Origin of the sequence: Mesorhizobium sp. B2-1-1 (assembly GCF_006442975.2) — a bacterium.
Taxonomy (GTDB): domain Bacteria; phylum Pseudomonadota; class Alphaproteobacteria; order Rhizobiales; family Rhizobiaceae; genus Mesorhizobium.
Genome location: NZ_CP083954.1, coordinates 2,926,857 through 2,953,838 on the forward strand (window position 1 = coordinate 2,926,857; position 26,982 = coordinate 2,953,838).

General features: G+C 63.3%; 26 protein-coding genes. 13 read left to right on the top strand and 13 right to left on the bottom strand.

Annotated elements, in window-relative coordinates; translation table 11 throughout:
- Positions 1-49 precede the first annotated feature (49 nt).
- Positions 50-499, top strand: coding sequence for a CHRD domain-containing protein (locus tag FJ972_RS14350; protein WP_140521232.1), 450 nt, complete (start codon positions 50-52; stop codon positions 497-499).
- An 87-nt stretch (positions 500-586) separates the two neighbouring features.
- Here the strand turns inward: FJ972_RS14350 and FJ972_RS14355 are convergent, their stop codons facing one another.
- From FJ972_RS14355 to FJ972_RS14365, 3 genes are all read right to left on the bottom strand, one after another.
- A complete protein-coding gene (locus FJ972_RS14355; RefSeq protein WP_140521231.1) occupies positions 587-2,236 on the bottom strand; it encodes a thiamine pyrophosphate-binding protein in 1,650 nt (549 codons plus the stop codon).
- Positions 2,233-3,405 (bottom strand): CaiB/BaiF CoA transferase family protein, encoded by a 1,173-nt coding sequence (locus FJ972_RS14360; protein ID WP_140516648.1) that lies wholly within the window; start codon positions 3,403-3,405, stop codon positions 2,233-2,235. The genes FJ972_RS14355 and FJ972_RS14360 overlap by 4 nt, the downstream gene beginning before the upstream one ends.
- A gap of 80 nt (positions 3,406-3,485) precedes the next feature.
- Positions 3,486-4,418 (bottom strand): alpha/beta fold hydrolase, encoded by a 933-nt coding sequence (locus FJ972_RS14365; protein ID WP_140521230.1) that lies wholly within the window; start codon positions 4,416-4,418, stop codon positions 3,486-3,488.
- 186 nt (positions 4,419-4,604) lie between these two features.
- Between FJ972_RS14365 and FJ972_RS14370 the strand changes: the two genes are divergently transcribed.
- The 4 genes from FJ972_RS14370 (at position 4,605) to FJ972_RS14385 (ending at position 9,677) form a co-directional block, all read left to right on the top strand.
- A complete protein-coding gene (locus FJ972_RS14370; protein WP_140521229.1) occupies positions 4,605-5,612 on the top strand; it encodes a ribonuclease T2 family protein in 1,008 nt (335 codons plus the stop codon).
- A 174-nt stretch (positions 5,613-5,786) separates the two neighbouring features.
- Positions 5,787-7,436: an energy-dependent translational throttle protein EttA gene (gene ettA / locus FJ972_RS14375; protein ID WP_140495150.1), complete on the top strand. Its 1,650-nt coding sequence runs from the start codon at positions 5,787-5,789 to the stop codon at positions 7,434-7,436.
- A 115-nt stretch (positions 7,437-7,551) separates the two neighbouring features.
- The gene (gene tam / locus FJ972_RS14380; RefSeq protein WP_224671090.1) at positions 7,552-8,334 is read left to right on the top strand and encodes a trans-aconitate 2-methyltransferase; all 783 of its coding nucleotides are present in this window, start codon (positions 7,552-7,554) and stop codon (positions 8,332-8,334) included.
- 221 nt (positions 8,335-8,555) lie between these two features.
- Positions 8,556-9,677, top strand: a complete 1,122-nt coding sequence (locus FJ972_RS14385; protein ID WP_140521227.1) for a beta-ketoacyl-ACP synthase III — start codon at positions 8,556-8,558, stop codon at positions 9,675-9,677.
- Positions 9,678-9,692: 15 nt separating this feature from the next.
- On the opposite strand, the gene FJ972_RS14390 is transcribed toward FJ972_RS14385, so the two are convergent.
- A complete protein-coding gene (locus FJ972_RS14390; protein WP_140521226.1) occupies positions 9,693-10,259 on the bottom strand; it encodes a methyltransferase family protein in 567 nt (188 codons plus the stop codon).
- Positions 10,260-10,439: 180 nt separating this feature from the next.
- On the opposite strand from FJ972_RS14390, the gene FJ972_RS14395 reads away from it, so the two are divergent.
- On the top strand, positions 10,440-11,066 hold the full coding sequence (locus tag FJ972_RS14395; RefSeq protein ID WP_140521225.1) for an MOSC domain-containing protein: 627 nt from the start codon (positions 10,440-10,442) through the stop codon (positions 11,064-11,066).
- Positions 11,067-11,111: 45 nt separating this feature from the next.
- Here FJ972_RS14395 and FJ972_RS14400 read toward each other — a convergent pair whose 3' ends face one another.
- The 4 genes from FJ972_RS14400 to tsaA all read right to left on the bottom strand — a co-directional run bounded on the left by FJ972_RS14400 (position 11,112) and on the right by tsaA (position 14,010).
- A complete protein-coding gene (locus FJ972_RS14400; RefSeq protein ID WP_140521224.1) occupies positions 11,112-11,951 on the bottom strand; it encodes an SDR family oxidoreductase in 840 nt (279 codons plus the stop codon).
- 135 nt (positions 11,952-12,086) lie between these two features.
- Positions 12,087-13,043 carry an aminotransferase class IV gene (locus tag FJ972_RS14405; protein WP_140521223.1) on the bottom strand — a complete coding sequence of 319 codons (957 nt, stop codon included), beginning with the start codon at positions 13,041-13,043 and terminating at the stop codon, positions 12,087-12,089.
- Between the two features lie 131 nt (positions 13,044-13,174).
- Positions 13,175-13,489 carry a DUF2293 domain-containing protein gene (locus FJ972_RS14410; protein WP_140495859.1) on the bottom strand — a complete coding sequence of 105 codons (315 nt, stop codon included), beginning with the start codon at positions 13,487-13,489 and terminating at the stop codon, positions 13,175-13,177.
- A complete protein-coding gene (gene tsaA / locus FJ972_RS14415; protein ID WP_140516630.1) occupies positions 13,489-14,010 on the bottom strand; it encodes a tRNA (N6-threonylcarbamoyladenosine(37)-N6)-methyltransferase TrmO in 522 nt (173 codons plus the stop codon). The genes FJ972_RS14410 and tsaA overlap by 1 nt, the downstream gene beginning before the upstream one ends.
- Before the next feature lie 179 nt (positions 14,011-14,189).
- Between tsaA and FJ972_RS14420 the strand changes: the two genes are divergently transcribed.
- Together FJ972_RS14420 and metF are read left to right on the top strand one after the other, a co-directional pair.
- Entirely contained in the window at positions 14,190-15,212 is a 1,023-nt protein-coding gene (locus tag FJ972_RS14420) for an ArsR/SmtB family transcription factor (RefSeq protein ID WP_140521222.1), read from the top strand.
- A complete protein-coding gene (gene metF / locus FJ972_RS14425; protein ID WP_140521221.1) occupies positions 15,212-16,129 on the top strand; it encodes a methylenetetrahydrofolate reductase [NAD(P)H] in 918 nt (305 codons plus the stop codon). The genes FJ972_RS14420 and metF overlap by 1 nt, the downstream gene beginning before the upstream one ends.
- A gap of 372 nt (positions 16,130-16,501) precedes the next feature.
- Here the strand turns inward: metF and FJ972_RS14430 are convergent, their stop codons facing one another.
- Positions 16,502-17,431: a DMT family transporter gene (locus FJ972_RS14430; protein ID WP_140521220.1), complete on the bottom strand. Its 930-nt coding sequence runs from the start codon at positions 17,429-17,431 to the stop codon at positions 16,502-16,504.
- A gap of 208 nt (positions 17,432-17,639) precedes the next feature.
- Between FJ972_RS14430 and FJ972_RS14435 the strand changes: the two genes are divergently transcribed.
- On the top strand, positions 17,640-18,860 hold the full coding sequence (locus FJ972_RS14435) for an alanine racemase (protein WP_140516626.1): 1,221 nt from the start codon (positions 17,640-17,642) through the stop codon (positions 18,858-18,860).
- 94 nt (positions 18,861-18,954) lie between these two features.
- On the opposite strand, the gene FJ972_RS14440 is transcribed toward FJ972_RS14435, so the two are convergent.
- The gene (locus tag FJ972_RS14440; RefSeq protein ID WP_140516624.1) at positions 18,955-20,133 is read right to left on the bottom strand and encodes a lytic murein transglycosylase; all 1,179 of its coding nucleotides are present in this window, start codon (positions 20,131-20,133) and stop codon (positions 18,955-18,957) included.
- 186 nt (positions 20,134-20,319) lie between these two features.
- Positions 20,320-21,114 (bottom strand): GH25 family lysozyme, encoded by a 795-nt coding sequence (locus FJ972_RS14445; protein WP_140516622.1) that lies wholly within the window; start codon positions 21,112-21,114, stop codon positions 20,320-20,322.
- A 316-nt stretch (positions 21,115-21,430) separates the two neighbouring features.
- Between FJ972_RS14445 and FJ972_RS14450 the strand changes: the two genes are divergently transcribed.
- On the top strand, positions 21,431-22,810 hold the full coding sequence (locus FJ972_RS14450) for a serine hydrolase domain-containing protein (protein ID WP_140521219.1): 1,380 nt from the start codon (positions 21,431-21,433) through the stop codon (positions 22,808-22,810).
- Between the two features lie 4 nt (positions 22,811-22,814).
- On the opposite strand, the gene FJ972_RS14455 is transcribed toward FJ972_RS14450, so the two are convergent.
- Both FJ972_RS14455 and FJ972_RS14460 read right to left on the bottom strand, forming a co-directional pair.
- Complete coding sequence (locus FJ972_RS14455; protein WP_140521218.1) at positions 22,815-23,480, bottom strand: class I SAM-dependent methyltransferase; 666 nt, start codon at positions 23,478-23,480, stop codon at positions 22,815-22,817.
- Positions 23,477-24,724 (bottom strand): DUF3419 family protein, encoded by a 1,248-nt coding sequence (locus FJ972_RS14460; RefSeq protein ID WP_224518994.1) that lies wholly within the window; start codon positions 24,722-24,724, stop codon positions 23,477-23,479. Before FJ972_RS14460 ends, FJ972_RS14455 begins: the two co-directional genes overlap by 4 nt.
- 235 nt (positions 24,725-24,959) lie before the next feature.
- Here FJ972_RS14460 and FJ972_RS14465 point away from each other — a divergent pair, with 235 nt between their 5' ends.
- The 3 genes from FJ972_RS14465 to FJ972_RS14475 all read left to right on the top strand — a co-directional run bounded on the left by FJ972_RS14465 (position 24,960) and on the right by FJ972_RS14475 (position 26,794).
- Positions 24,960-25,169 carry a hypothetical protein gene (locus FJ972_RS14465; RefSeq protein WP_140495184.1) on the top strand — a complete coding sequence of 70 codons (210 nt, stop codon included), beginning with the start codon at positions 24,960-24,962 and terminating at the stop codon, positions 25,167-25,169.
- Between the two features lie 153 nt (positions 25,170-25,322).
- Complete coding sequence (locus tag FJ972_RS14470) at positions 25,323-26,042, top strand: J domain-containing protein (protein WP_140495186.1); 720 nt, start codon at positions 25,323-25,325, stop codon at positions 26,040-26,042.
- Complete coding sequence (locus tag FJ972_RS14475; RefSeq protein ID WP_140516616.1) at positions 26,039-26,794, top strand: N-acetylmuramoyl-L-alanine amidase; 756 nt, start codon at positions 26,039-26,041, stop codon at positions 26,792-26,794. Before FJ972_RS14470 ends, FJ972_RS14475 begins: the two co-directional genes overlap by 4 nt.
- Positions 26,795-26,982 lie beyond the last annotated feature (188 nt).

The window sequence follows — 26,982 nt, forward strand, 5'->3', positions numbered from 1 at the left end:
GCGCGTGCGGGGAGCCACGGCGGATGCTACAGCCAATCGGAGGTTCTTCATGCGCACACAGACCGTCTTGCCGACGCTTTCGGCGCTGGCCATTTCGACCGCTTTCCTGTTCGCGTCGCCGGCCCTGGCCGACATGATGAAGTTCAAGGCGACGCTCGATGGCAGCCAGCAGAGCCCACCCGTCACTACCAAGGGCAAGGGAACCGCCACATTCACCTTTGACACCGCCAAGAAGAAACTCAGTTGGAACGTCAAATACTCCGGCCTCAGCGGGCCGGCGACGGCCGCACATATTCATGGCCCGGCCGCGAAGGGGGAAAATGCGGACCCCGTAATCCCGTTCAAAAAACTCAAGAGCCCGATCAAGGGATCGGCGACATTGACCGATACGCAGGTGACCGATCTGGAGGCCGGCAAATATTACGTCAACATACACACCGCGGCCAACAAGGACGGCGAGATCCGCGGTCAGATCGAAAAGGCGGCGGCGGCGATGTAACGCGACGTCGCTCGGGGCGCGCGCCCGTATTTGCTTGCGAAAGCTTTGCGGGACAGCGCCGCCCTTTCTCCTGCCGGAAACCGACTTTCAGGCCTTGTCTCTTATCTGCGTCATCGTTCGGGTCGGGGTGATTGCCTCCGGATCGAGCCGGATCTCGACGATTGCCGGCTTGCCGCTGGCGCGAGCACGCTCGAAGGCAGGGGCGAAGTCGGCGGTTTTCTCCACCGTTTCGCCATGGCCACCATAGGCACGCGCCAGGGCGGCGAAGTCCGGATTCTTGAGGTCCGTGGCCACCACCCGCCCGGGGTATTCACGCTCCTGGTGCATGCGGATGGTGCCGTAGATGCCATTATTGACGACGATGACGATGATCGGCAACCCGTATTGCACGGCGGTGGCGAATTCCTGCCCGTTCATCAGGAAGCAGCCGTCGCCGGCGAAAGCGACTACGGTGCGATCCGGATAAAGCGCCTTGGCCGCTACCGCCGCCGGCGTTCCGTAACCCATCGAGCCTGAGGTCGGCGCGCCCTGTGTGGCAAAGCGGCGGAAGCGATGGAAGCGGTGCACCCACGTGGCGTAGTTGCCGGCGCCGTTCGTCAGGATGGCATCGTCGGGCAGCACCGTTTCGAGATAGGTCATGATCGGCCCCATCTGGACGGCGCCCGGACCGCTTTCCGGCGGCGTCGACCAGTCGAGATAGGCGGCATGCAGCTTTGCCGTCTCCGCCGCCCAGCCCGGCGATGCCGGTCCCTTCCGTTTGGCGAAGGCGCGCACGAAGGCGGCGGGCGAGGCATTTATCGCCAGCGTTGGACGGTAGACGCGGCCTAGTTCGCCGGCATCGGGGTGGACATGGACCAGCGTCTGGTCAGGGTAGGGGCTCTTCAGCAGCGTATAGTCCGAGGACGGCATCTCGCCCATGCGGCCGCCGATCAGCAGCACCAGATCGGCCTGCTTGATTGCTGTCGCCAGCTTCGGGTTGATGCCGATGCCGACATCGCCGGCATAGTTCGGGTGCAGATGATCGAACAGCATCTGGCGGCGGAAGGAGCAGCCGACCGGTAGCGACCACGCCTCGGCGATGCGGGTGATTTCCTGAACAGCCTGGAAATCCCAACGTGTGCCGCCCAGGATCGCGATCGGTCGTTTGGCGGCATTGAGCAGCGCCTCGAGCCGGTCGAGTTCGGCTTCGGCGGGGCTGGTCTCGACCGGGGTGTAGGCGATCGCGGCCGGTGCATCGACGACACTGGTCAGCATGTCTTCCGGCAGCGAGATGACGACGGGACCTGGGCGTCCGGAGGTCGCCACGGCAAAGGCGCGGGTGACGAATTCGGGAATACGCGACGCATCGTCGATCTCTACCACCCATTTTGCGATGTCGCCAAAGAACCTGACATAGTCCACTTCCTGGAAGGCCTCGCGCTGCTTGGCGTGGCTGGCGACCTGGCCGATGAACAGGATCACGGGAACTGAATCCTGCATGGCGATATGGATGCCGGCGGAGGCATTGGTGGCGCCGGGGCCGCGGGTGACGAAGCAGATACCGGGTTTGCCGGTCAGGCGGCCTTGGCAGTCGGCCATCATGGCGGCGCCACCCTCCTGGCGGCAGACGATGGTGCGGATCGCCGAATCGTGCAGCGCGTCGAGCACCGCGAGGTAGGATTCGCCTGGCACGCAGAAGATACGGTCGGTGCCGTTGGCCTCGAGCGCGTCGACGATCAATTGTCCGCCGGTTTTCATTTTGCTCTCTCCAGTTCGGCAAGGATTTCGTCAGTATGTTCGCCCAGGCGGGGCGAGGGGCGCTCATAGACGAGCGGTGTTTCGGACATGATCATCGGTGCGCGAACCGAGGGCAGAAGATTGCCATGGCCGTCGTCGAGATCGAGCCGCATGCCGCGCGCGATCGCCTGCGGGTCGGCGAACATCTGTCCGATCGTGTTGATCGGGCTCGCCGGCACGCTGGCCGCTTCCAGCTTGGCCAGCAGCGGGTCGCGATCCTTGGTCTTCAGCGCCTCGACGATCCGCTCGCGTAGCGCCGCCCGGTTGGCGACGCGGGCCGGATTGGTGGCGAAATCGGGATTGCCGGGCAATTCGTCCAGCCCGACCACCGCGCAGAACCTGGCGAACTGGCCGTCATTGCCGACCGCCAGGATGATGTGACCGTCCCGGACCGGCAGCACCTCGTAGGGCGCGATGTTCATATGCGCGTTGCCCATCTGCACAGGCGACTTGCCGGAGACGAGATAGTTGAGGTTCTGGTTGCCGAGCGCCGAGATTTGGGTGTCGAACAATGCCATGTCGATGTGCTGGCCTTCGCCGGTTTTTTCGGCGTGGCGAAGTGCCGCCTGGATGGCGATGACGGAATAGAGGCCAGTGAAGATGTCGGAGATGGCGACGCCGGCCTTCTGCGGCTCGCGTCCCGCCTCGCCGGTGATCGACATCATGCCGGCCATGCCCTGGATGATGAAATCGTAGCCGGCGCGCGGCGCGTACGGACCGTCCTGGCCGAATCCGGTGATCGAGCAATAAACGAGGCGCGGATTGATCTTGCGCAGGCTGTCATAGTCGAGTCCGTATTTCTTCAAACCGCCAAGCTTGAAGTTTTCGATCAGCACGTCAGACGTTGCCACCAGCCGGCGCACGGTTTCGGCGCCCTCCGGTGTCGAAAAATCGATGGCGATGGAGCGCTTGCCGCGATTGCAGGAATGGTAATAGGCGGCCGACAGGTTCTCGCCATCCTTGCCCATGACGAAGGGCGGGCCCCATTTGCGGGTGTCGTCGCCGCCGTCCGGGCTTTCGACCTTGATGACGTCGGCGCCGAGATCGGCAAGCAACTGCCCGGCCCAGGGCCCGGCAAGGATGCGGGCGAGTTCGACGACGCGGACGCCTTTCAGCGGGGGCTCAGCCATAAATCACCAGAATTGGTCGGAACCGAAGCCTCTATCAACAGAGATTGCCGCTGTCACGGCTCTTGCAATGGGCCAACGCTTCATCGCGTCAGGATCGTCTCGGCCCATGCCGCGAAATCGTCCATGACGATGTCGCGATTCACCTCGTTCAGGCTTTCGTGGCGGGTCTCGCTGTAAACCTTTGAAACGAGATTCGAAAAGCCCATTTTGCGCATGCGTCCGGCAAGCTGGATGATCCCTTTGCCATAATCCGAGGCAGGGTCTTTTTCGCCCCCCACGACGCTGACGGGGAGGTCGCGCCGAACGCCGACGAAACCGGCGTCCCTGCCGCCATTGAGCGCCATCTGCACGACATCGCGCCACATCGACACCGAGGCGTCCCAGCCGCATAGCGGGTCGGCGATGTATTTGTCGACCTCGGCGGGATCGCGTGACAGCCAGTCGAACAAGGTGCGGTGGTTGGGCACCGCCTTGCCCCAGGCCTGGAAGGTGAGTTTCGGCAGCAGGCGCGATGGGACGTCCGAGCCGAGCCGCATCCTTTCCCATGCAAGGATGCCGAGCGCCACCTGCCCGAGCAGGCCAGCTGAAAAATTGCCATTCCAGATGGCGGCGGCGTGAACGCGGTTCGAATGGGCCAGGAGAAAGTTCAGCGCCACGGACGCGCCCATCGAATGGCCGAACAGGATGACGGGCAGGCCCGGCTGCTCCCTGGCGATGAGATCATGGATGGCGCCGACATCGGCGATGACCTTGGCGGGGCCGTCCTCATGCGCGAACCTGCCCAGCGGTGCGTCGGGCGCCTTCGTTGCGCCATGGCCGCGATGATCGTGAACATAGACGCTAAAGCCGCGCGCGCCCAGGAAATCGGCAAAACGATCATAGCGCGCCGCATGTTCTGCCAGACCGTGATTGATCTGGATGACGGCGCGCGGATGGCCGTCGGCCTGCCGGACCAGAAGATTGAGGTCGGCGCCGGTCGGCGAACGGACCATGCGCTGCTGGCTGAATGACATTCAGTGATTTCCACCCTGGCCCGCCTCGGTGGCGCCGGCCTTGTTTGCGCCGGGGCCGGTTCAGCGTCAATCCGCCATTCCGGATTTCTCGCGATGATGTTTCTTGCGTCTGGCCGGTGGAATATCGCAATTCTGACATGGAGACAGCTTCAGTCTGTCGCCCACCTTTTTCATCCAGGGATTCCCATGCGCATTGCTGTTGTTTTCGGATTGGCCATGTTGGCGGCATCGTTAACGGGTGCGGCCCATGCCGACGTCAGGATGAGTGGCACCTTCGTTGCCGACGCCTCCTGTCCAGCGACGCAAGCCATCAAGAACGGCAAGAATCCCGGCAATGTCTCGACTGATGCCGGACAGAGCTATCAGCTGCTGGCGGGCAACAAGGATGCGCCGACGCACTATCTCATCCTGGTGCCGAGCGCAGATCCGGATCGGCGCTGGGTGAAGGTCAGTTGCGGACATCTCTCCGGCAGCAGCGCAGCAACGCTGCCGGCGACCCCCGGCGGGCAGGGCAAGCCTGCGGCGTCAGGAAAACCCGAATATGTCTTCGCGCTGAGCTGGCAGCCGGCTTTTTGCGAGACCAAGTCCAGCAAGAGCGAATGCAAGGCACAAAACCCGAATGAATTCGATGCCAGCAACTTCACCTTGCACGGCCTGTGGCCGCAGCCGAACGGGAACTTCTATTGCCAGGTACCGGCCAGCGACAAGGCCAACGACAGTCCGGCGCACTGGAAGGATCTTCCGCCTGTCAATTTGGACGCCGGCACGCGCACGGAACTCGACAAGGTGATGCCGGGCACTGCTTCGCAGTTGGAGCGGCATGAATGGATCAAGCACGGCACCTGCTACGGCAAGAACCAGCAGGAGTACTTTTCCGACGCACTCAGCCTGATGCGTGCGGTGAACGGCTCAGCGGTGCGCGATCTCTTCGCCAAGAACATCGGCGGCAAGCTGACGGCGGATCAGATCCGCGGCGCCTTCGACCAGGCCTTTGGCGCCGGCGCCGGCGATCGCGTGCGCGTCTCCTGCGTCATCGATCCGTCGAGCGGCCGGCGGCTGATCGGAGAGTTGACGCTTGGCCTTGCCGGTCCGATCGGCCCAAACAGCTCGCTCAAGGACCTGCTGCTGGCCTCGGTGCCGACCAACAAGGCCGGTTGCCCGACCGGAACCGTCGACGCGATCGGGTTCCAGTAGGTCCTGAGCTTCATTCCAGCCGGCAGGCAGGCCGGGGCGCCAACGCCCGTTGTTGTGCGGCCTGTGATCGGTTCGATGCGGCGAAAGCGATTGCCGTTCGGCTCCGCATCGCCTACATAGCGGCCAACCTCCATTCAGATCGACAAATCAGTCAGTTTTTCAGGGAAAGCGCGCGTGGCACGCCAGTTCATCTATCACATGTCAGGCCTGTCAAAGGCCTACGGCACCAAGAAGGTGCTCGATAACGTTCATCTGTCCTTCTACCCGGACGCCAAGATCGGCATTCTCGGTCCTAACGGTTCGGGTAAGTCGACCATCCTGCGCATCATGGCCGGGCTCGACAAGGAGTTCCAGGGCGAGGCGTGGCTGGCCGAAGGCGCCACGGTCGGCTACCTGGCGCAGGAGCCGCAGCTCGACAACAGCAAGACCGTGCGTGAAAACGTCATGGACGGCGTCGGCAGGAAGACCGCCATCATCGAGCGCTACAACGAATTGATGATGAACTATTCCGACGAGACGGCGGACGAGTCGGCCAAGCTCCAGGACGAGATGGATCGGCTCAACCTTTGGGACCTCGAGCAGCAGGTCGAGATGGCGATGGACGCGCTGCAGTGCCCGCCGGCCGATTCCGAGGTGACCAATCTGTCGGGCGGCGAGCGCCGCCGCGTGGCGCTGTGCCGGCTGCTCCTGGAACAGCCCGACCTGCTTTTGCTCGACGAGCCGACCAACCATCTCGACGCCGAGACCACGGCGTGGCTGGAAAAGCACCTGCGCGACTATCCGGGCTCGGTGCTGATCATCACCCACGACCGCTACTTCCTCGACAACGTCACGGGATGGATCCTCGAGCTCGATCGCGGCCGTGGCATCCCTTACGAGGGCAACTACACCAAATATCTCGACGCCAAGGCCAAGCGCCTGATCCAGGAAGGCCGAGAGGACGACGCCCGCCAGAAGTCGATCTGGCGCGAGCGTGAGTGGATCCAATCCTCGCCGAAGGCGCGCCAGACCAAGTCCAAGGCCCGTATCAAGGCCTATGAGGAACTGGTCGAGCAGTCGCAGAATCGCAAGCCGACCGACACGCAGATCGTCATTCCGTCGGGCGAGCGCCTCGGCAATGTCGTCATCGAGGTTGAAGGGCTCACCAAGGGCTTCGGCGATGAGCTTTTGATCGAGGATCTGTCGTTCAGGCTGCCGCCGGGCGGCATTGTCGGCGTCATCGGCCCGAACGGCGCCGGCAAGACGACGCTGTTCAAGACCTTCACTGGCCAGGAAAAGCCTGATGCGGGGTCGATCCGCATCGGCGAGACGGTCAAGCTCGGCTATGTCGACCAGAGCCGTGACGCGCTGGACCCGAACAAGACGGTGTGGGAAGAAATCTCCGGTGGCGCCGAAGTCATCAAGCTTGGCAAGCACGAGGTCAACAGCCGAGCCTATTGCTCGTCCTTCAACTTCCGTGGCGGCGATCAGCAGCAGAAGGTCGGCAACCTTTCGGGCGGCCAACGCAACCGAGTGCATCTGGCCAAGATGCTCAAAGGCGGCGGCAATGTGCTTTTGCTCGACGAACCGACCAACGACCTCGACACCGAGACGCTGAGCGCGCTCGAAGACGCGCTGGAAGCCTATGCCGGCTGCGCTGTCATCATCAGCCACGACCGCATGTTCCTCGATCGCATGGCGACCCACATGCTCGCCTTCGAGGGCGACGCGCATGTCGAATGGTTCGAAGGCAATTTCGAGGAGTATGAGAAGGACAAGCTTCGCCGCCTGGGCGCGGAGGCGGCGGCCCCGCACCGCATGACGCATAAGAGGCTGACGCGGTAAGGGCCGTTATTGCAGTGGCGGTTCCGGGTCGGCGACGACGGGATCGTCATCCAATTGGGATAGCCGGCTTGTCGCGCCGGTCATGGAAGGTGGCAACCGCCGCGAGGTCTTACCGTTGAACAGCCCAGCAAAGCCCGATTGGTCCGCCGCCCAATATTTGAAGTTCGAGGACGAGCGCACGCGTCCTGCGCGCGACTTGGTGGCGCAGGTGCCGGTCGACTTCCCCCGCAGGGTTGTCGACATAGGCTGCGGGCCGGGCAATTCGACGGAGCTTCTGGTCGCGCGCTGGCCGGATGCACAGGTGAGCGGCTTCGACACGTCTCCCGACATGATCGAGAAGGCTAGGGCACGCCTGCCCAATGTCAGCTTCGACCTTGCCGATGCCTCGACATGGGCGCCGGCTCAACCGGTCGATGTGATCTTCGCCAATGCCGTGTTCCAGTGGCTGCCGGAACATCCTGATGTCTTCCAGCGGCTGATGGGTTTTCTTGCGCCCGGCGGCGCGCTCGCCGTGCAGATGCCAGACAATATGGGCGAGGATTCCCACAGGCTGATGCGCGAGACTGCCGCCGAAATGCCGTTCGCAGCCAAGCTGAAAGGGGCGGCGCGCGCGCCGCTGCCGCCGGTGTCGTTCTATTATGATCTGTTGTCGCCGCTCTCGGACCGGCTCGACATCTGGCACACGGTCTATAACCATCCGCTGGCCGACGCCGGGGCGATCGTGGAATGGGTGAAGTCGACGGGCTTGAAGCCTTTTGTCGACCCGCTCGATGCGGACGAGAAGATGCTGTTCCTCGAAAGCTACACGGCCAAGATCGCCAAGGCCTATAAGAAGACCGCAAATGGCAAGGTGCTGTTGCGTTTCCCGCGCATTTTCATTGTCGCCAAGCGGGCTTGAACGACCAACGTCGATGAGGAGCCGGGGCAGTTCATGTGCAGCCGCGACGACGGCGCATGCTGGAACAACTCACAGACTAACACCAAACTGTGCGCATGGTGAGGGGACGCGGGAACCGGTTTAAGCTGGCATAAACCGGCTCAATGCGACAAGGGTTGCGCCGGGCCTCCCTTACGCCCACATCAAAGCCCCTGAACGCCTGCGGATGGGACGGACTGGACATGCATCGCGTCATCATCAGCGGTATCGGCGTCGAAATCCCCGAGCCTGAGATCAGCAATGAGGAACTGGTCGCCAGTTTCAACAGCTGGGTCGACACGGAAAACGCGCGCCGGTCGGGCACGGACCAGCCGCTGCTGCAGAAATCGGACAGCGACTTCATCGTCCACGCCTCGGGCGTGCGCAGCCGTCATGTGATCGAGCGCGAAGGCATACTCGACCCGACCCGTATGGCACCGCGCATTCCGGCGCGGCCGGACGATGCGCTGTCGCTGGAGGCCGAGTTCGGCATAGCTTCGGCCCGCAAGGCCCTCGATCATGCCGGGCTGAAGCCGTCCGATATCGATTTGGTGATCTGCTCGGCCTCGCACCACCAGCGGCCCTATCCGGCGATCGCCATCGAGATGCAGCAGGCCCTGGGCACCAAGGGGGCGGGCTTCGACATGGGGCTCGGCTGCTCATCCGCCGCGGCGGCACTTCACATGGCGGTCAATCTCGTGCGTGCGGGCGCCCACAAGCGCATCCTGGTGACGACGCCCGAGATCATCACCGGCCATCTCAATTTCCGCGACCGGCAGACGCATTTCATCTTCGGCGACGCCTCGGTGTCGATGGTGGTCGAAGGGCTGGCACTCGGCGAGAAACGGCCGGGACGTTTCGAAGTGCTCGACACGCGCATCTGGACGCAGATGTCGAACAACATCCGCACCAATCTCGGCTACCACACCCGCACCGCACAGGACGATCCCTACAGGATCGATCTGGAGGGCAATCTGATCAAGCAGGTCGGCAACAAGGTGTTCAAGGAAGTCACCGTCGCCGGGCACAAATTCATCGTGGAGTTCCTGGCCGAGCACGGCCTGACGCCGCAGGCGGTGCGACGCTTCTGGCTGCACCAGGCCAATGCGCGCATGAACGCCATGATCCTGAAACTCTCATTCGGCCACGAGGTCGATCATGACCGCGCGCCCATGGTGCTGGAGCGTCTCGGCAACACGGCGGGCGCCGGCGCCATCGTCGCGCTGTCGGAGAACCATGCCGACATGAAGGCGGGCGACTTCGGGCTGATCTGCGCTTTCGGCGCGGGGTATTCGATCGGCGGCGCGCTGCTGCGGATGCTGTAGGACGCGCTTGCCGCTTCAGGCCGGCGAAAAGGGAACGAGCATCGGCACGCGGCGCGCGTAGTCGTCATAGGCGGGCCCAAGCTCGCCGCGCAGGAAACTTTCCTCCAGCCTCGCCTTGATGACGATCCCGACAAGCAGCAGGGCGGCGCCCGCGACGCCCCATACCGTGCCCTTGACGGCCATAGTGGCGAGGACCGAAAGCAGCAGGCCCGTATAGATCGGATGACGGACAAGCGCGTAAGGGCCGGTGTCGATGATGCGATGATCGGCCTTGGCCGTTACCGTGCTGGACCACAGCCGGCCGAGATGCAGGCGGGCCCACCATGCAAAGGCGATGCCGATGGCGATCAGGGCGACGCAAATCCAGGCTTGGGTGAGCGTCGGCGTCCAGAGCCGAAGCCGACCCACATAGCCGTGCGCCGGAACGAACAGCAGGACGGTACCGGCGAGCCAGATAACCCGATATCGCGCCTCCGCCCTGAAATCCGCCCGCTTGCGCACGGGATCCGCCCATGAAGCGGCAAGGATCCACGATACCAGCCAGAACAACCAGAGCGCGGCAACGGCGTGTCCCACCTGCATGACCCGAACCTCCTCCCGATCTGGCGCCATCGTCTATGCCGGCGGCGCGGCGGCAATGCGGCGCGCTGAGGACCGCAACGGCGTTTCCGGTAAGAAAGTCGTGATCGGCATCAAACGGCGTGATCGGATCATCAGCGCTTTCGACTGGACCGCATTGCGCAGGGCCTCTAGACGAGACTGATGCAGGAAACCAACTTCGAGCTTTTTCCGGCGGACCTGACGGTCGACATCGTGCCGGGCCGCAGGCTGGCGGCAAGGGCGGTGGCGCTCTATGCCGCTCCGTTCGACCATTTCGAAACCAAGGCGGTCGAGAAATTGCAGTTGGGCTTCGACGGCATAGCGGGCGATTTTCATACCGGGATAACGCGACGCTCCGGCGGGCGCGAACCCTGGTATCAGCGCGGCACCGAGATGCGCAACGAGAGACAATTGTCGCTGGTGTCGGCGGACGAACTCGCGCTGGTCGCCGAACGCATGGGCCTCAAGGAGATCAAGCCTGAGTGGATCGGCGCCAATTTGCTGATCGAAGGGATACCGCATCTTTCGATGCTGCCATCCGGCTCGCTGCTGTTCTTCAAGGGCGGCGTGACGATCAAGATCGATGCCCAGAACAAACCATGCCGCGTCGCCGGGCAATCGATCGCCGAGCATGTCCGGGCGGCGGACCATGACGCCACCGCGCTGCTCTTTCCGAAAGTGGCCAAGCGGCTGCGGGGCCTTGTAGGCTGGGTCGAGAAGCCCGGAATCGTCAGGTCCGGCGAGGAAATCTCCGTGCGGGTGCCCGAGCAGTGGATTTATCGCGCCTGACGAGGTAGCCACGCCGCTCGAAACGGCGTGGCTGAGCGACCCGGACTAGGCCTTGCGGTTCTTGTTGGCGCCTTGCGCCATGACCGAAACATGGTCCCACTTTTCCCAGGTGGCGATGCGATTGGCGTATTCCTGCTTGATCATCGGCAGCCCGCCGTCGCCGAAGAATACTCTGAGAGGTGGCTCGGCCGCGTCGACGATCGCCAGCATCGCCGGTCCGGTGGCCTCGGGATCGCCGGCCACGGCGCGACTGCGGCGCTCCGCCATGGCAGCGCGGACGGGCGCATAGGCGTCCAGCGCTTTGGAGACCTTGGCCGACGGACCGGCCCAGTCGGTGGAGAAGCCGCCGGGCTCGACCAGCGTGACATGGATGCCGAACTCCGCGACCTCGAGGCTCAGCGACTGGCTGAAGGCTTCCAGCGCCCATTTCGAGGCGTGGTAGAGGCCAAGCGAGGCGAACGCATTGACGCCGCCGATCGACGAGATCTGGATGATGTGGCCGGAGCGCTGCGCCCGCATGATCGGCAAGGCGGCCTGGGTGACCCACAGCGCGCCGAACACATTGGTTTCGATCTGGTCGCGGGCTTCCTGCTCGCTGACCTCCTCGATGGCGCCGAAATGGCCATAGCCGGCATTGTTGACGACGACGTCGAGCCGGCCAAAGCGCTTGTGCGCCCCGGTGATTGCGGCATCGACGGCTTTCTTGTCGGTGACGTCGAGCTTTATCGCCGCGATGTTGTCGCCATACTTCTCGACGAGATCGGCGAGTACGCCGGCATCGCGGGCGGTTGCCGCGACGCGGTCGCCGCGGGCGAGCGCGGCCTCGGCCCAGACGCGGCCAAAACCTTTCGACGATCCGGTGATGAACCAAACCTTGTTTGTCATGATGAAGTCCTTGCCCGTGCAAGCTGGAATTTTTTCAGAGATAAGTGGAGGCCTCTCCGCTTTGTGCCATATACGGTGCGTCCCGCGACTTTCCAGAGGCGGTGGCGGAATTATTTGGACGCGAGCGGCGACCGGTCAGGGGTAGCGTACAGCGCTCGACCAGGCCGGATCCTTATGCTTGTCCCAATAGAGCGCCATCAGTCGGCCGGTAATCGCGCCGGGCCTGCCGTCCGCGACTGGGCTGCCGTCGATCATCGTGACCGGCATGATGCCGCCGGCGGTAGAGGTGATGAAGACCTCGTCGGCCTCGCGCAATGCCGCGACACTGACGTCCGCCGGGGTGGCGAAGAGGCCTTCCAGCGCACAGAGATCGAAGACAGTGCGGCGGGTTATGCCGGGTAGCACTCCGATCGCTGGCGTCGAGAGCTTGTTGTCCTTGATACAGAAGACGTTGAAGCCCGGACCTTCGGCGACATTGCCGTTGAAGTCGAGAATGAGCGCTGTCTCGGCGCCGCGGTCATAGGCATCGTAAAGGCCGCGCACCAGGTCGAGCCAGTGGTAGTTCTTGATCGCCGGGTCGATCGAGGCCGGCGGAATGCGCACCTTGTCGCTGATGGCGACATTGAGGCCGCGCTGTAACTGCTCGGGATTGGCGACCGAGCCGAACGGCACGGCAAACGCCATGAAGCGGTTGATCGCCTGGCGCGGATCGCGGCTGAAAGTAGGGGAAGCGCCGCGCGTGCACAACATTTCGACATAGGGGGCGCTGTGTCCCGACAGTGCCACGCAATTGTGCAGGATCTCCGTCACGCCATCGCGGTCGAACGGGATCGTCATGCGCAATTTCTCCAGTCCGCCGAAGAAGCGGTCGAGATGCAGGTCAAGCCGGAAGAAACAGCCGTTCCAGACATGCACCGTGTCGTAAGTGGCATCGGAATGCAGGAATCCCCAATCCAGCACCGAGATCTTGGCCTGCGACATCGGCAGGTACTGGCCGTCGAGGAAGGCGATGCCGTCGGGATAAGCATGCGGGTCGACGTGGCGGTCGCTCACCACAGGCAGCGGCCGTGTATCCTGTGCGGTCTGGCTCATCGGCACCTCCTTGCATCACAGGCTATCGGTGTCAGGCAGAGGGCATAGAGCCAGTCATCCGGCGTCGTTCGTCCTCGAAGTGAAAAGCTGCCAGCCATGCTACCGAGCGCCGTGCCGGACTGGCAACAGCTTCAATCATCCTCGTCGTCGGCGTCGAGCAGGCGGGTGGCGCGCCAGCGGGTAAGTACGACATTGGTCTGCTCGATGACGAAGAAACGCGCCGAGTCGCGGTCATAACCTTCGGCGAGCAGCTTTTCGTAGTCGGTATGGGCGTGGCGGATATGGGCAACCGTCGCCAGCCACACGGCAATGGTCGGCGGCAAGGTCTTCATGTGGACGGAGCCGGCATCCGCTCGGATCTTCTCCATATCGGCATAGGGCGCCAGCGGCAGAAGCGCGGTCAACGCCTTGGCGACGGCGCGCCGACGGCCGGTCGGCGCCTTCATCATTCGTCGCGCCCTTCGATGGTCGCCTCGGCAAAGGCATCGGTCGATGCGAAATAGGGTTTTATGTCGACCACCGGGGTGCCGTCGAGCACGTCGATGGCGTCGATCTCGATGCGCCCGGTGGCGAGGTCGAGCGCAACCAGTTTCGCCACATGCAGGCCGATCGGGTTCGGTCGGGCAGGGGAGCGCAGGCCGAATACGCCTTTTGCTTCAGCCGCATGGCGCGGTTTCTGCACGATCAGAGTCCGCGGCGCGTGGTGGAGCCACGACAGGATGACGAGATGGCTGGTGCGCTCCAGCCCTTGCAGGCCGGCGCGGTAGGGCGGGTCGATTGTCAGTGCTGCCGGCTGCCCGGTCTCGCGCGCCGCGCGCATGTTCTTGGGGCAGGTTTCGCGCGTCGTCCATGGTGAGGCGATACGGCCGATGAAGACGACGCCGCCATCCGCCGGCATCAGCGCCGGATCGATCTCGAGCCTTTTTTCACCCTCCCGCACCTCAAACATCTCACGCCGCCCGGTCATTTTATCCATCTTTTTGTTGACGCATGTCTTGCCCTGAAACCGCTACACATTTTTAGGCGCGACATGCACCGAGAAATCACGCCTGCGGCATTTTCTTGTCCGGAAGCGACATAGCGCTTGCAAGGCTGTGAAAATCGACATAAACATATGTTTATATCTTTTTCAAAGAGAATACGCTTATGCATGTCGCGCTCGACACCATGGTGGACACATTGAAGGCGGCGGCCGAATCGAGCCGCTTGCGCATACTGGCGCTGCTGTCGCGCGGTGATCTCACCGTGTCCGATCTTACCGAGATTCTCGGCCAGTCGCAGCCGCGCGTGTCGCGGCACCTGAAGCTGCTCCTGGAGGCCGGGCTGATCGGCCGTTACCAGGAGGGGTCGTGGGCTTTCTTCCGGCTGTCGGATACGGATTCCGCGCGCGACTTCGTGCTGCGGCTGGTCGCCGGCATTCGCGGCGCCGATCCGCAGGTCGAGCGCGATCTCGAGCGGCTGGCCTCGGTCAAGCGCAAGCGGCAGGACCGCGCGGCGGAGTATTTTTCGCAGAACGCGGCAAGCTGGGACCATATCCGCTCCCTGCACGTGCCTGACCGTGCGGTCGAGGCAGCGCTCATGAAGCTCGTCGGCAAGCGGCCGTTCCAGTCGATGCTCGATCTCGGCACCGGCACCGGACGCCTCTTGGAGATATTCTCGCCGCTCTACCGGCGCGGCATCGGCATCGACATGTCGCGCGAGATGCTGACCGTCGCGCGCGCCAACCTCGACAAGGCCGGCGTCTCCAATGCTCAGGTGCGGCAGGGCGACATCTTCTCGCCGCCGGTCGAGCGCGACACCTTCGATCTCGTCACCATCCATCAGGTGCTGCATTATCTCGACGATCCTGCGCGCGCCGTCCATGAGGCGGCGCGGCTGCTGCGCCCTTCCGGACGGCTGGTGATCGTCGATTTCGCGCCGCATACCCTGGAATTCCTGCGCGACGAGCACGCGCATATGCGCCTCGGCTTTTCCGACCGGCAGATCGGCGAGTGGTTCTCCGAAGCGGGCCTTGATCTCGAAGATGCCCAGGAGTTCGAGCCGCGCGGCGGCACCGAGGCCAGGCTCACGGTCAAGCTCTGGCTTGGCCGCGACCGGCGCCTGCTGATCGCCGATCCTGCCAATGACAGCCAGCAGACCAAAGTGAGTTCGATAGGGGAAATCGCCTGATGAACCAGTTCCGCTTTTCCCGCCGCCCCGACATTGGCGACAAGGTCAGGGTTTCCTTCGAATTCTTCCCGCCAAAGTCCGACGAGATGGAAGCGAGGCTGTGGGACACGGTCACCCGACTGGAACCGCTGAAGCCGAAATTCGTCTCGGTGACCTATGGCGCCGGCGGTTCGACTCGGGAGCGCACGGCACGCACCGTAGGCCGCATCCTGAAGGAGACCAGCCTGACGCCGGCAGCGCACATGACCTGCGTCGACGCCCCGCGCCCTCAGGTCGATGCGGTGATCCAGGAATTCGCCGAGATGGGTGTGAAGCGGTTCGTCGCTCTGCGCGGTGATCCGGCCGCGGGCGTCGGCACCGCCTATCGTCCGCACCCGGACGGCTATGCCAATGGCGCCGAGCTGGTCGGTGCGCTGAAGAGCGCCGGCGATTTCGACATCTCGGTCTCGGCCTATCCGGAAAAGCATCCGGAAAGCCCCGACTTCGCCACCGACATCGACATGCTGAAGCGCAAGGTCGATAATGGCGCGACGCGGGCGATCACCCAGTTCTTCTTCGACAACGATCTCTACGAGCGCTATGTCGAGCGCGCGCGTCGAGCCGGCATCTACATTCCGATCGTGCCGGGCATCCTGCCGGTGCACAATTTCACCCAGGTCGCCAATTTCTCGGCACGTTGCGGCGCGCTGGTGCCGGCATGGCTGGCCGAACGTTTCGACGGCCTGCAGAATGATCCGCAGACGCATGCGTTGGTCGCGTCGGCGGTGGCGGCCGAGCAGGTGCTGGATCTGGTCGAGCGGGGCGTGGGCGATTTCCACTTCTATACGATGAACCGGGCCGACCTCGTCTTTGCCGTCTGCCACATGATCGGCATCCGCTCGCATGAGGCGGAAGTGGCTGGCTCCGCAGCCGCCTGAACCGGGCTTGAGATGCAGAAAGGCCGGGTAAAAACCCGGCCTTTCAAACTGGTTGATTATTGGGTGCTGGTCTTCCCCGTTTTTGGCGGGTTCAGGGAAGAACGCCTATAATGAGGGCGCCGATGAATGCAAACGCAGCACAGATCATCAATGCGTTGATTGGCCTCGTAAGTCCCATGACATAGCCTCCTCTTAAAGAGCTATGGCCGGAGTCTAGGGTCATTTGTGCCACAGGCAAGCGGAAAATGTGCTGCATTGCGACGCGATTGTGGAGTTTGCGACCTCGTTTTCGCCGTTAGGCGTTGAAACTTCTAGGCAAAAATCAGATACGAACCTGTGAATAAATTATGGCGGCTTCGTGTCGTTGGCATGTCATGGCAGCGCTACCCTGCGGATGAACAGGCGCCCGTCTATCGTCACCAGGCCGAAACCGATCAGCATCATGCCGCCGATTTCGAACAATTCCAGCCGCTCGCCGAGGAACAGGAAACCGAGCAGCATGGCACTCACCGGCACGATCAGCGTCACCAGGGAGGCGTTGGTGGCGCCGGCCGAGGCGACGAGATTGAAATAGAGGATATAGGCGAAGGCGGTGGACAGCAGCGCGAGCGCCAGCACCGCCGCCCAGACCGGCGCCGAGGCCGAGAGCAGGCCGGCGGGACCGTGCGCAAGCAGCACGACCGGGATCATGATGACGGTCGAGGCGGTCAGCTGCCCGGTGGCAATGACCGGCGAGGGCACGCCCTTGAAGCGGCGGGCGACCATCAGTGCGACGCCGTAGGACAACGATGCCCCGATCAGCGCGAATTTGGCCCAGACCGGGCCGCCGAGGCCGGCAACCAGGCCGGGGCCGATCATCACAGCCGTGCCGGCGACGCCAAGCGCAATGCCGGCCAGCTTGTTCCAGGAGAGCTTCTCGTCCGATGTCAGGGCGTTGGCGAGGATCAGCGTCCAGAACGGCGTGGTCGCATTGAGCACCGAGGCGACGCCGGCGCCAAGCTCGGTCTGGCCGGCGAAGATCAGCGAAAAAGGTACGACGTTGTTGGTGACCGCGAGCAGGAAGAACAGGCCGGCATGAGGAAGGGCAAGGCGGAAGGATGGGCCGCGCAGGAAGAGATAGAGCTGTAAAGCGAGTGCCGCGATGGCGACGCGAAACAATACCAGCACCAGCGGGTTAAGCTCCGCCACGGCAATGCGGGCGAAGAAAAAGGAGCCGCCCCAGATCGCGCCGAGCAGCAGAAGCTGCGCCCAGTCCTTGAGCGCCATCGGTCGGCGCGGTGCTGATGTCGCGGCTATTGCCATGTGATGCGTCCTCCCCGGACGGCCGAATGCAAGCAGCCAGACAGAAGCCATATCGGGTTCGCAGGCAAGAACCACCCGAAACCTGCCCGATGGCCTGTCTCCCCTGACAAAGCCTAGCGCCCTGCCGTCAGGCGCACGAGACACAGAATTGTTTTCATTGGTCGCTAGCTTGGATTAATTGTGCGCAGGCTAGGTCAAGGATTCGTCCATGCAGCGATTCGAGAATGCCCGCGAGGCGGCACTGGCGCTTCGCCCGGACGATCCGGTCTACTGCTTCCGCCCGCAGGTGCTGAAGGCCGATGCCTTGCAGTTCATGGGCATGTTCCCCGGCAAGACGGCCTATGCGGTCAAGACCAATGGCGAGCAGATCGTGCTGAAGACGCTGGTCGAGGCCGGTGTCTCCGCCTTCGACGTGGCCTCGCCCGGCGAGTTCGCCGCCGTGCGCGCGGTCTCGGCCGATGCCGAGATGCTCTACATGCATCCCGTCAAGGCGCAGTCGGACATCAAGCTGGCGCTGGAGAAATACGGCATCCGCGTCATTGCGCTCGACCACGAGGACGAGATCACCAAACTGACGCGGGTGGTCAGGGCACTCGACATTGACCCGGGCGCAATCAGCGTGTTCGTTCGAGTGCAGACCAAGGGCCATGCGGCTTACGAGCTGTCGAAGAAGTTCGGCGCCGGGCCTGCCTATGCGGTCGAGCTCGCCGAGCGGCTGAACCGTACCGGCTACAAGGTCGGCCTGTGCTTCCATGTCGGCAGCCAGATCGAGGACCCCGACACCTACGAAAGGGCATTGGCTTCCGCCGATTGGGTGCGCAACCGGCTGACCTTCGACCTGGCCGGTCTCGATGTCGGCGGCGGTTTTCCGGCCGAATACGGGCATGATCCCAACCGCAAGCAAGTCGCGATGCCGTCGCTCGGCCAGATCATGTCGCGGCTTTCTGGAGACCTCAAGGAATACCAGTTCGACCAGATGCCGCTGGTGGCCGAGCCCGGCCGGGTGATCGTGGCGCGCTGCCTGTCGCTGATCGTGCGGGTGCTTTTGCGCAAGGGCAAGCGGCTCTACATCAATGACGGCATCTGGGCGTCGCTGTCGGATTCATGGACCGGCAAGATCACGCTGCCGGCGCGCTTCATTCCCGATCCGGCGATCCGCACGCGCAATGGCGACGAGAAAACCATCGTGCCGTTCAAGGTCTGCGGCGCGACCTGCGATTCCGTCGACATATTGTCGCGGCCGTTCTGGCTGCCGGAAACCGTCGACACCGGCGACTGGATCGAGATCGGCCATATCGGCGCCTATTCGCTGTCGCTGAGAACCCGTTTCAACGGCTTCTATCCCGACACTTTCGTCGAGGTGGCGACGTCCTTCGACGAAGGCGACGCGCCGGTGGGATTGGCGAGTCTGGAGACGATGGCGGATTAAGTAGGGAGTAGGGAGTAGGGAGTAGGGAGTAGGGAGTAGGGAGTAGGGAGTAGGGAGTAGGGAGTAGGGAAATGGCTCCGTCACTACTTACTACTCACAGCTTCGCTAAAAGCTCCGGCGTCGGCCAGCCGTCCACGGGCAATCCCAGCCGCGTCTGCTCCTTGCGGATCGCTTCGCGGGTGTTGGTGCCCAGGATCCCGTCGACCGTGCCAACATCATAGCCCTTGGCCTCCAGTTTGGTCTGCAAAGCCTTCATCTGCTCGTTGTTGAGGCCTGGTTCAGGATTGCGCGGGTCGATCGGTGGCGCGCCGGCAAGCCGCGCGGCAAGATTGGCCGCGGTCAGCGCGTAGGTGAAGGACTGGTTCCATTCGAGATAGACGTCGAAATTTTCGTAAGTGAGGAAGGCCGGCCCCTTGCGGCCCATGGGCAGCGCCAGCCCGGCCTTCAGGCCCTTGTCGACCAGCGGCGAGCCGTCGGGATTGGTAACACCCCACTGCGTCCACTGTGTCAGCGGCAATTTGTTTGTGCGCCCGGTCTGTTCCCATGGCATCTCGTCGGGCACGCGCACTTCCTGGATCCAGGGCTCGTCGCGTTTCCAGCCGCGCGACAGCACCTTGTTGGCCGTCGTCATGATCACGTCCGGCACGCTGCCCCGCAGGTCGATCTTGCCGTCGCCGTCGCCGTCGACGCCACGGGCAAGATAATCCGAAGGCAGGATCTGCGTCTGGCCGATCTCTCCAGCCCAGGCGCCGTTGACGTCGGCCGGCAGCACGCCATGGTCGATCAATTCCAGCAGTGGCACCAACTGCTGCCGGAACAGCTGCGGGCGGCGGCAGTCATGGGAAAGCGTCACCAGCGCGCTGAGCGTATGGAAATCGCCCTGCACGGCGCCGAAATCGGTCTCCAGCGCCCAGAAAGCGGTGATGACCGGCGCCTGGACGCCGAACTGCTGGTCGGCGCGGGCGAAGATATCGGCATATTTCTTCATGTTCGCCGCGCCCTGCTTCAGCCGGTAGGCCGAGATCATCCGGTTGGAGAATTCGATGAAGGTCTGGGTGAAGACGCCCTGCGCACGGTCGCGCGCCAGGGCCCTCTCGTCGAAGCTGGCATCCTCGAGCGCTTCGAGGCCGACAGGGCCGACACCCGCCGCCTTGGCTTCCGCTGCCACGCCCTGCTTCCAGGTTTCGAAGTCGCCGCCACATTCCTGCGCCATCGCCGGCAAGGCCGTGGCGCACAGGAACAGCACCGCGAGGGCTTGGGGACGCAGTCGCATAGACTTCCTTTCGACATTCAGGATTCCCGGGCGGCCTTGCTGTCCATCTGGATGCGCGTCGCCCCGGAATACCGGCGGTTGCACTCTTGGCCGCCGGCCGTGTCGAAAGCAGGCGGCAGGCCCGGTGTCAACGGGTGTTCTGCAGCAACCCTTCCTCCGGGCGGCTTGGCACCCGTTGACACGGTGTCAACGGGTGTTCTGCCTCAACCATTTGTCCCAGGCGGCTTGGCTGCCGTTGAAGACGTTTATATCGGACTTGCCGATCATGCCGGGAACGATGCCGGTTCCCGTATACTGCCAGAAGGTGAAGGGGTGGCTGCCATATTTCTGACGCGGGTGGCCGGCGACGGAGCGTAGCCAGTAGGGATAACCGCGGAAGGTCGACAGCTCGTTGTCTTCAAAGAAGTCTACCGACGTGTAGATGATCGGCTTCTTGCCGTAATGCCGCTCGACGATTTCGAGGAAGGTGGTCATCTCCGCGCGCACGGTGGCCGGGTCGGGGCGCAGCCTGCAGGTCGGCGATTTCGGGTTCCATTCCATGTCCAGCACCGGCGGCATGGCCGAACGGTCGACGGGGACGTTGCGGATGAACCAGCGCGCCTGTACCGCCGCCGGAGTGCAGAAATAGAAGAAATGATAGGCGGCACGAGGAACGCCGGCGGCTTTGGTGCGCGCCCAATGCTCGTTGAAATAATCATCGAAACGGTCGCCGCCCTCCGTCGCCTTGATGAAAGCGAAGGAAATACCGCTGGCCTTGGCGGTCGGCCAGTCGACCGAGGTCTGGTATTTTGAGACGTCGGTGCCGTGAACTGCGTAATTCCAGGGCGCGCCGCTGTCCCATTCATGCGGCTTGGAATCGGCGAAGCGGGGCGCGCGCACCGCAACCGAAGGGGTGCTGGATGGCGACAGTGGCGACAGATCCTCCACGGTCGAGCATGCGCCCAGCAGCGTCAGCATGAAAAGGGCCGCAAGACGGCGCATCACAACTCCCGAGCCGGTTGCAGCCGGTTGCTGATGGGTCTGTGCACTGATGGCCGGCGCTTGGTCTGGCCCCCGCCGGACGATCGCCCCACAGCATCGCCCGGTATATCGCCAAAACGCGCATTTTTTCGGCGCGCTTTGATTTTGTTTCCTGCCGTGATCCCAAAAACGCGGCGCGCTGTTGGGCGACATGCACCTGTGATCGCCGATCATGGTTGATATCTGGTTGACGACGCTCGACAAGGCCCATGATTTTGCGGAAGCAATGGCGGCAAATCGATGACATGGATCGAGCCTGGATTCGGGGGCGGGAAAGATGCGGATCATTGCCAAGATCGTCAAACGGCTGCTCGGCCTGGTGGTGCTGGCGGTCGTGGCGCTGTTTGGGTGGCTTTATTTCGCGCCGCCCGAACTGATCCGGGTCGGCTCGGGCTATTCGGCAAAGATCGTCTGCTCGAACGTTTTCGTCGCCGGGCGCGATGCCAACGAGGTGCTTGCCGTCGATGTGCAGGCGCCCGGTCATCCCTTGCTCAAGCTGATGCGGGTCTCGGTCGACAAGAACCGGGGCACAGTCTCCGCCGGCCTGCTTGGCTTCCTCGGCAAGAGCATCGCGGTTTTCCGCGACGGGCTGGGCTGCGCCTCGGTCCCGGATGGCGATGTCGGCAAGGCGCGGCGCACGGCGATCCATGTCGAACCCTCGGCGACAAGACAGGACGCGCTGTGGCCGGAAGGCGAGCGGGTCGAAGCCTCGCAGAACCCGGAGGTGGTGAAGATCGTCGACGATGCCGCCATGACCGGCGCCGGCATGCGCGCCGTGGTGGTGGTCAAGAACGGCCGCGTCGTGGCGGAACGCTATGGCGAGGGCTTTTCCGCCCGGACGCCGTTGCTCGGCTGGTCAATGACCAAGACGGTCAATGCCGCCATGGTCGGCACGCTGGTCAAGAACGGCAAGATGGCGATGACCAACCAGGGCCTTTTCGCGCCGTGGAAGGCCGATGGCCGCGCCGCGATCAGCCTTGCCGACATGATGGCGATGTCGAGCGGGCTGGAATTCAACGAAGACTATGGCGACGTCGCCGACGTGACGCGCATGCTCTATCTCGAACCCGACATGGCGGGCTTTGCCGAAGCCAAGCCGCTCACGGGCGAGGTGGGCAAGGTGTTCTCCTATTCGAGCGGAACGGCGGTGATGCTGTCGCGGCTCTGGCAGGATGCGGTCGGCGACAAGGCCAAGGCGTTGACGTGGCCGCGCACCGCGCTGTTCGAGCCGCTGGGCATGCACAGCGCCGTGCTCGAGACCGACGAACAGGGCACGTTCGTCGGCTCATCCTATCTCTACGCCACCGCCCATGACTGGGCCCGCTTCGGCCAGTTCCTGCTGCAGGGCGGGGTCTGGAACGGCAACCAGATACTGCCGGCCGGTTTCGTCGACTGGATGCGCGAACCTGCGTCGGCCTCGAAAGTCTACAGCAAGGGGCAATTGTGGATCGAGGCGCCGGGCGACGAGGAAAACCCCGGTGCCGGCGTGGCGGCGGGCCTGCCCAAGGACACCTATTGGATGGAGGGGCATGATGGGCAGACCGTCGCCATCATTCCATCCGAGCAATTAGTGGTGGTGCGGCTCGGCCTGACGCCGGCCAAGCTGGGCTACAGGCCGCAGACCATGGTCGGGGCATTGGTGAAGGCGCTGCGCTAGCCAATCAGCTGCTCGGCCGGACCACCGCCAGCCAGGCGTAGCCGCGATAAAGTGTGCGGAAACGGAAGGTTGCGCCGATTTTTCGCGATTCCGATTCCAGCACCTCGCGCAACATTTCACGGGGCGTGACGTGGAATTTTCTGAGCCAGCCGCGAAGCAGGGTCCGAAACCAGTCCGGCAGGCCTTCCTGCTGGCCGAAGTCGACGATGTGCAGGGAACCGCCCGGAGCGAGCGTTGCCAGCGCGGCGGAGACCGTCTTTTCCCAGCCTGGGATCATCGACAATGAATAGGAGACGAAGACACGGTCGAAGCTGTCGCGGCCGAACAGCGCCTTTACGTCGAACTCCGTGGCGTCGCCCCTTGCCAGCATGACGCGATCGGACAGGCCTTCGCGGGCAATCGCGGTGCCCGCGGTCTCCAGCATCTCTGCCGAAATGTCGAGGCCATAGAAGCGCGCGCCGGGAAAGCTGCGGGCGGCGAGGATGATGTTTCGCCCGGTGCCGCAGCCGAGCTCCAGCACCGTGCCGCCCGGCGGAACGTCCAGCCCTGATATCAGCCGGTCGCGGCCGAGCAGATAATATTTGCGGGTCAGGTCGTAGATGTGACGCTGCCAGCGGTAGACACCGTCCATCAGTTCGGCGTGATTGGTCGGCAGCTCGGTAGTGCTCATGAGGCGCGCTTCACGTACAGATGAAAGCCGCCATAGATTGCCGAGCGGTCGCGGGTGGAGAATTCGCGCGAGGCATCGCTCTCGTAGCTCCACTGGTCGAGCAGGGAAGCGGAGACGCGGCCCGGCAGCAGACTTGGCTCGGCCGCAGTGCGGAAGATGACACGCGCGCCGGCGGAGGCGGTGCGGGTGATTTCCGACCACAGCGCATTGAGCTGGTCGTCGGTCATCCAGTCCTGCGCGTCGAGCAGGATGAAACGGTCGACGGAACCCGCGTCCTTGCCTGCCAGGAATTCGATCAGATTGGCATGATGAATGGCGACGCGGTCTACATTGCCGCGAATGGCCTCATAGTTCTGCCTTTCAAGATAGGCGGGCAGGGCGGCTTCGCCGGGTTGGGGGTAGCGCCTGGCAAAGGCTTGCCAAGCGAAATAGTTGTTTTTCAATGGAAAATCGCAGGCGAGCTTTTCCAGCCGGGCTTTCAGCACACTGGCCATGGTACCGTCGCCGGACGTGATGAGAGAGTCATATTGCGCCGGCGGGATACCGAGGCCGAACAGCGAGGCCTTGCGCGAGGTCGCCCATTTCAAAAGCGGCTTTTCGAACACCGGGGCCAGTTCCTGGTGGAAGAAGCGGCGCTGCTCGCCAATGTTCCTGGCCTGCATGATGCCGGCGGGGTCGACGCCGAAGAATTTAGCCGTGCGGTGGCCCATGGCGATGAACAGGCCAAGCAGGCCGGTCTGGTAGAAATTGCGGTCGAAGACGGCGATGCGCCTGATGCCGCGCCAGTTGCGGCGCTCCCAATAGTGGCGGCTGACCGGATCGAGATGCGGCGCGATGAAGCGGTCGTAAGCCTGAGAATTGTGGTCGTTGCCGGCGGCACCGAAGAAGCGAAACAGGTCGCCCTGCGAAGGCAGGTGGCGCACCGCCTCCAGCTTCATGCGGTTCAGGGCTATGTGAGCGGCATTGAGATCGACGGCGTCGATCCTGGCCGGCGACCGGGTGAGATAGGCCAGGATATTGCAACCGCCGGAGGCAATAGTGACGACGCGGTGGCCTTCGCCAAGCTGCATTGCGTCCATGTCGACATCGGGATCTTCCCAGATCTGCGGATAGACCAGGCCCGAAAACAGGAAGGCGAACAGCCGTTCGGAAATTCCTGCCTTCGACAGGGGGCGGTTCTGGTAGACGGCTTTTCCAACTTCCTTGCCACGGCGAAAGATCAGATCTGCGGAAACGTCCGTCATGGCAAGGTGATTCCCCATTTGCTTTGCCGCAAGCGGGTAACGCCCGGCTATGACAGGTGGATGACAGCGATCCGCACAGGGGAGCGCAAAGCTGTTTCACCCCCGGGGAGGCGCAAGGGGAGGATGCGAGCGATGTTACATGCGGAAACGCATCGTTACGAAACCCATGGCTGAGTGATGCATTTCCTTCTCGACCGTTCACTGCAACGTGAGCGTGTGTTGAAGGAGAGATATCATGAAAAAACTCATTCTTGCGTCGGTGTCCGCGCTTGCGCTGCTCGGCGTCGCTGCATGCAGCGACAGCGGCACGGGGACGGATAACACCACCACCCAGAGCACCAATCCGCCGGCCGAGCAGCCAATGAAACCTGCGGCGCCCGCGGATAATTCGACCAAGCCTGCCGAGCCGGCTCCGGCAACGCCCGCTCCTGCGCCCGCGCAGTAGTCATTAGTACCTGTGTTCTGGCGAGGGCCGGCGTCTTGCCGGCCCTTCGCCCAGGCGGGTAGTGGTTCCGACACGAGTTCGATTGTCGTCGGAGGTATGATGCCGGCCGTTATTGGCTTGATAGCGGGGACCGGTTGGCTCTAAGAAGCGGCCATGTCGATTTGGGACCGCCTCGGCGACTTCATCACGCGGATTTCGTCCTCAGCCTCGTCGGGCGTCGCCGACGTGGTCGAGGCTGTACGCACCGTTTTTTCCGGCGATGCGGATTTGCGCCGTCGCGTCGCTTTCTCGGTGGCGATGATTGCGCTCTCGGCCAAGATGGCCAAGGCCGACGGGGTCGTCACCCAGGACGAGATACGCGCCTTCCAGGAAATATTCGAGGTGCCGCCAAAGGAGACGCGCAACGTGGCGCGACTCTACGATCTGGCCAAACGTGACGTTGCCGGCTTCGAGACCTATGCCGAGCGCATGGCGCAGCTTTGTGGCTCCGGCCATTCGAACTGCATGATGCTGGAGGATATACTCGATGGCCTGTTCCACATCGCCAAGGCCGACGGGCTGATCCATGAGCGTGAAGGCCAGTTCCTGCACCGCATCGCCGAAATCTTCCGCATAGACGAGGTGCACTACGAGGCGATCCTTGCCAGGCACGTCAATCTTGGTGCGGCCGATCCCTATGTCGTGCTCGGCATCGAGCGCGGCAAGCCGTTCGAGGAGGTCAGGAAACGCTACCGCAAGCTGGTTTCCGACAATCATCCGGACCGGCTGATCGCGCGTGGCCTGCCGCAGGAATTCATCAAGATCGCGACGACGAGGCTCGCGGCGATCAACACCGCCTACGAGATGATCGAGCGGGGCCTGCGGCACGCATGAGCGGCTTCCTGCCCGACGAGCCGAGCGCCGAGGTCAGGGTATCGCCGAATTTCGGGCCACGGCGCGAGACGCTGAAGCCCGACATGATCGTGCTGCACTATACCGGCATGCCGACAGGCGCCGGGGCCGAGGCGTGGCTGTGCGACCCGGCCAGCGAAGTCTCCTCGCACTATCTGGTGCATGAGAACGGCCATATCGTGCAGATGGTCCGGGAAAGCGACCGCGCCTGGCACGCTGGGAAGAGTTCGTGGTTCGGACGCACCGACATCAACTCCTGTTCCGTCGGCATCGAGATCGTCAACCCGGGGCATTCATTGGGTTATCCCGGTTTTCCCAAGCGACAGATCGATGCGGTGATCGGCTTGTGTGCCGGAATTGCCAGCCGGCATGCGATTGCCCCCCAGCGGGTGCTGGCGCACTCCGACGTGGCGCCGGGGCGCAAGATCGATCCGGGCGAGAAGTTTCCCTGGCGGGCCCTGTTCGAGGCCGGCGTCGGCCACTTGGTGGCGGCGGCACCGATCAGGCGCGGCGCCGTGCTGAAGACCGGCGACGCTGGCGCCGATGTCGAGGCGCTGCAATCGATGCTGGCGCTCTACGGCTATGGGGTCGAAATATCGGGTGTTTTCGACCAGCAGACGCGGGTCGTGGTCGAGGCTTTCCAGCGTCATTTCCGGCCACGCCGGATCGATGGAGTGGCGGACGGATCGACGATACGCACGCTTCAACGGCTGCTCGCTTCCCCCGGAACTTGACCTTAGGTCAGGATGCCGTCCAAGTAATGCTTTTCCGACATTAGGTTACAAACTGTCACTTAAAGTGAATTGCCCCGCCTTCATTGCGCGCAATTCGGGCCTCAAAGGGCAATCCGTACAGTTTGTCGGGCGTCTAACCCCCGGATGATCCGACATTAATCAAGCAATGCCGCGCGGAGATCTTCGCG

Coding starts and splice junctions, on each gene's coding strand:
- FJ972_RS14350 (WP_140521232.1), top strand. CDS start 50: ATGCGCACACAGACCGTCTTGCCGACGCTTTCGGCGCTGGCCATTTCG.
- FJ972_RS14355 (WP_140521231.1), bottom strand. CDS start 2,236: ATGAAAACCGGCGGACAATTGATCGTCGACGCGCTCGAGGCCAACGGC.
- FJ972_RS14360 (WP_140516648.1), bottom strand. CDS start 3,405: ATGGCTGAGCCCCCGCTGAAAGGCGTCCGCGTCGTCGAACTCGCCCGC.
- FJ972_RS14365 (WP_140521230.1), bottom strand. CDS start 4,418: ATGTCATTCAGCCAGCAGCGCATGGTCCGTTCGCCGACCGGCGCCGAC.
- FJ972_RS14370 (WP_140521229.1), top strand. CDS start 4,605: ATGCGCATTGCTGTTGTTTTCGGATTGGCCATGTTGGCGGCATCGTTA.
- FJ972_RS14385 (WP_140521227.1), top strand. CDS start 8,556: ATGCATCGCGTCATCATCAGCGGTATCGGCGTCGAAATCCCCGAGCCT.
- FJ972_RS14390 (WP_140521226.1), bottom strand. CDS start 10,259: ATGCAGGTGGGACACGCCGTTGCCGCGCTCTGGTTGTTCTGGCTGGTA.
- FJ972_RS14395 (WP_140521225.1), top strand. CDS start 10,440: ATGCAGGAAACCAACTTCGAGCTTTTTCCGGCGGACCTGACGGTCGAC.
- FJ972_RS14400 (WP_140521224.1), bottom strand. CDS start 11,951: ATGACAAACAAGGTTTGGTTCATCACCGGATCGTCGAAAGGTTTTGGC.
- FJ972_RS14405 (WP_140521223.1), bottom strand. CDS start 13,043: ATGAGCCAGACCGCACAGGATACACGGCCGCTGCCTGTGGTGAGCGAC.
- FJ972_RS14410 (WP_140495859.1), bottom strand. CDS start 13,489: ATGAAGGCGCCGACCGGCCGTCGGCGCGCCGTCGCCAAGGCGTTGACC.
- tsaA (WP_140516630.1), bottom strand. CDS start 14,010: ATGACCGGGCGGCGTGAGATGTTTGAGGTGCGGGAGGGTGAAAAAAGG.
- FJ972_RS14420 (WP_140521222.1), top strand. CDS start 14,190: ATGCATGTCGCGCTCGACACCATGGTGGACACATTGAAGGCGGCGGCC.
- metF (WP_140521221.1), top strand. CDS start 15,212: ATGAACCAGTTCCGCTTTTCCCGCCGCCCCGACATTGGCGACAAGGTC.
- FJ972_RS14430 (WP_140521220.1), bottom strand. CDS start 17,431: ATGGCAATAGCCGCGACATCAGCACCGCGCCGACCGATGGCGCTCAAG.
- FJ972_RS14435 (WP_140516626.1), top strand. CDS start 17,640: ATGCAGCGATTCGAGAATGCCCGCGAGGCGGCACTGGCGCTTCGCCCG.
- FJ972_RS14440 (WP_140516624.1), bottom strand. CDS start 20,133: ATGCGACTGCGTCCCCAAGCCCTCGCGGTGCTGTTCCTGTGCGCCACG.
- FJ972_RS14445 (WP_140516622.1), bottom strand. CDS start 21,114: ATGCGCCGTCTTGCGGCCCTTTTCATGCTGACGCTGCTGGGCGCATGC.
- FJ972_RS14450 (WP_140521219.1), top strand. CDS start 21,431: ATGCGGATCATTGCCAAGATCGTCAAACGGCTGCTCGGCCTGGTGGTG.
- FJ972_RS14455 (WP_140521218.1), bottom strand. CDS start 23,480: ATGAGCACTACCGAGCTGCCGACCAATCACGCCGAACTGATGGACGGT.
- FJ972_RS14460 (WP_224518994.1), bottom strand. CDS start 24,724: ATGACGGACGTTTCCGCAGATCTGATCTTTCGCCGTGGCAAGGAAGTT.
- FJ972_RS14465 (WP_140495184.1), top strand. CDS start 24,960: ATGAAAAAACTCATTCTTGCGTCGGTGTCCGCGCTTGCGCTGCTCGGC.
- FJ972_RS14470 (WP_140495186.1), top strand. CDS start 25,323: ATGTCGATTTGGGACCGCCTCGGCGACTTCATCACGCGGATTTCGTCC.
- FJ972_RS14475 (WP_140516616.1), top strand. CDS start 26,039: ATGAGCGGCTTCCTGCCCGACGAGCCGAGCGCCGAGGTCAGGGTATCG.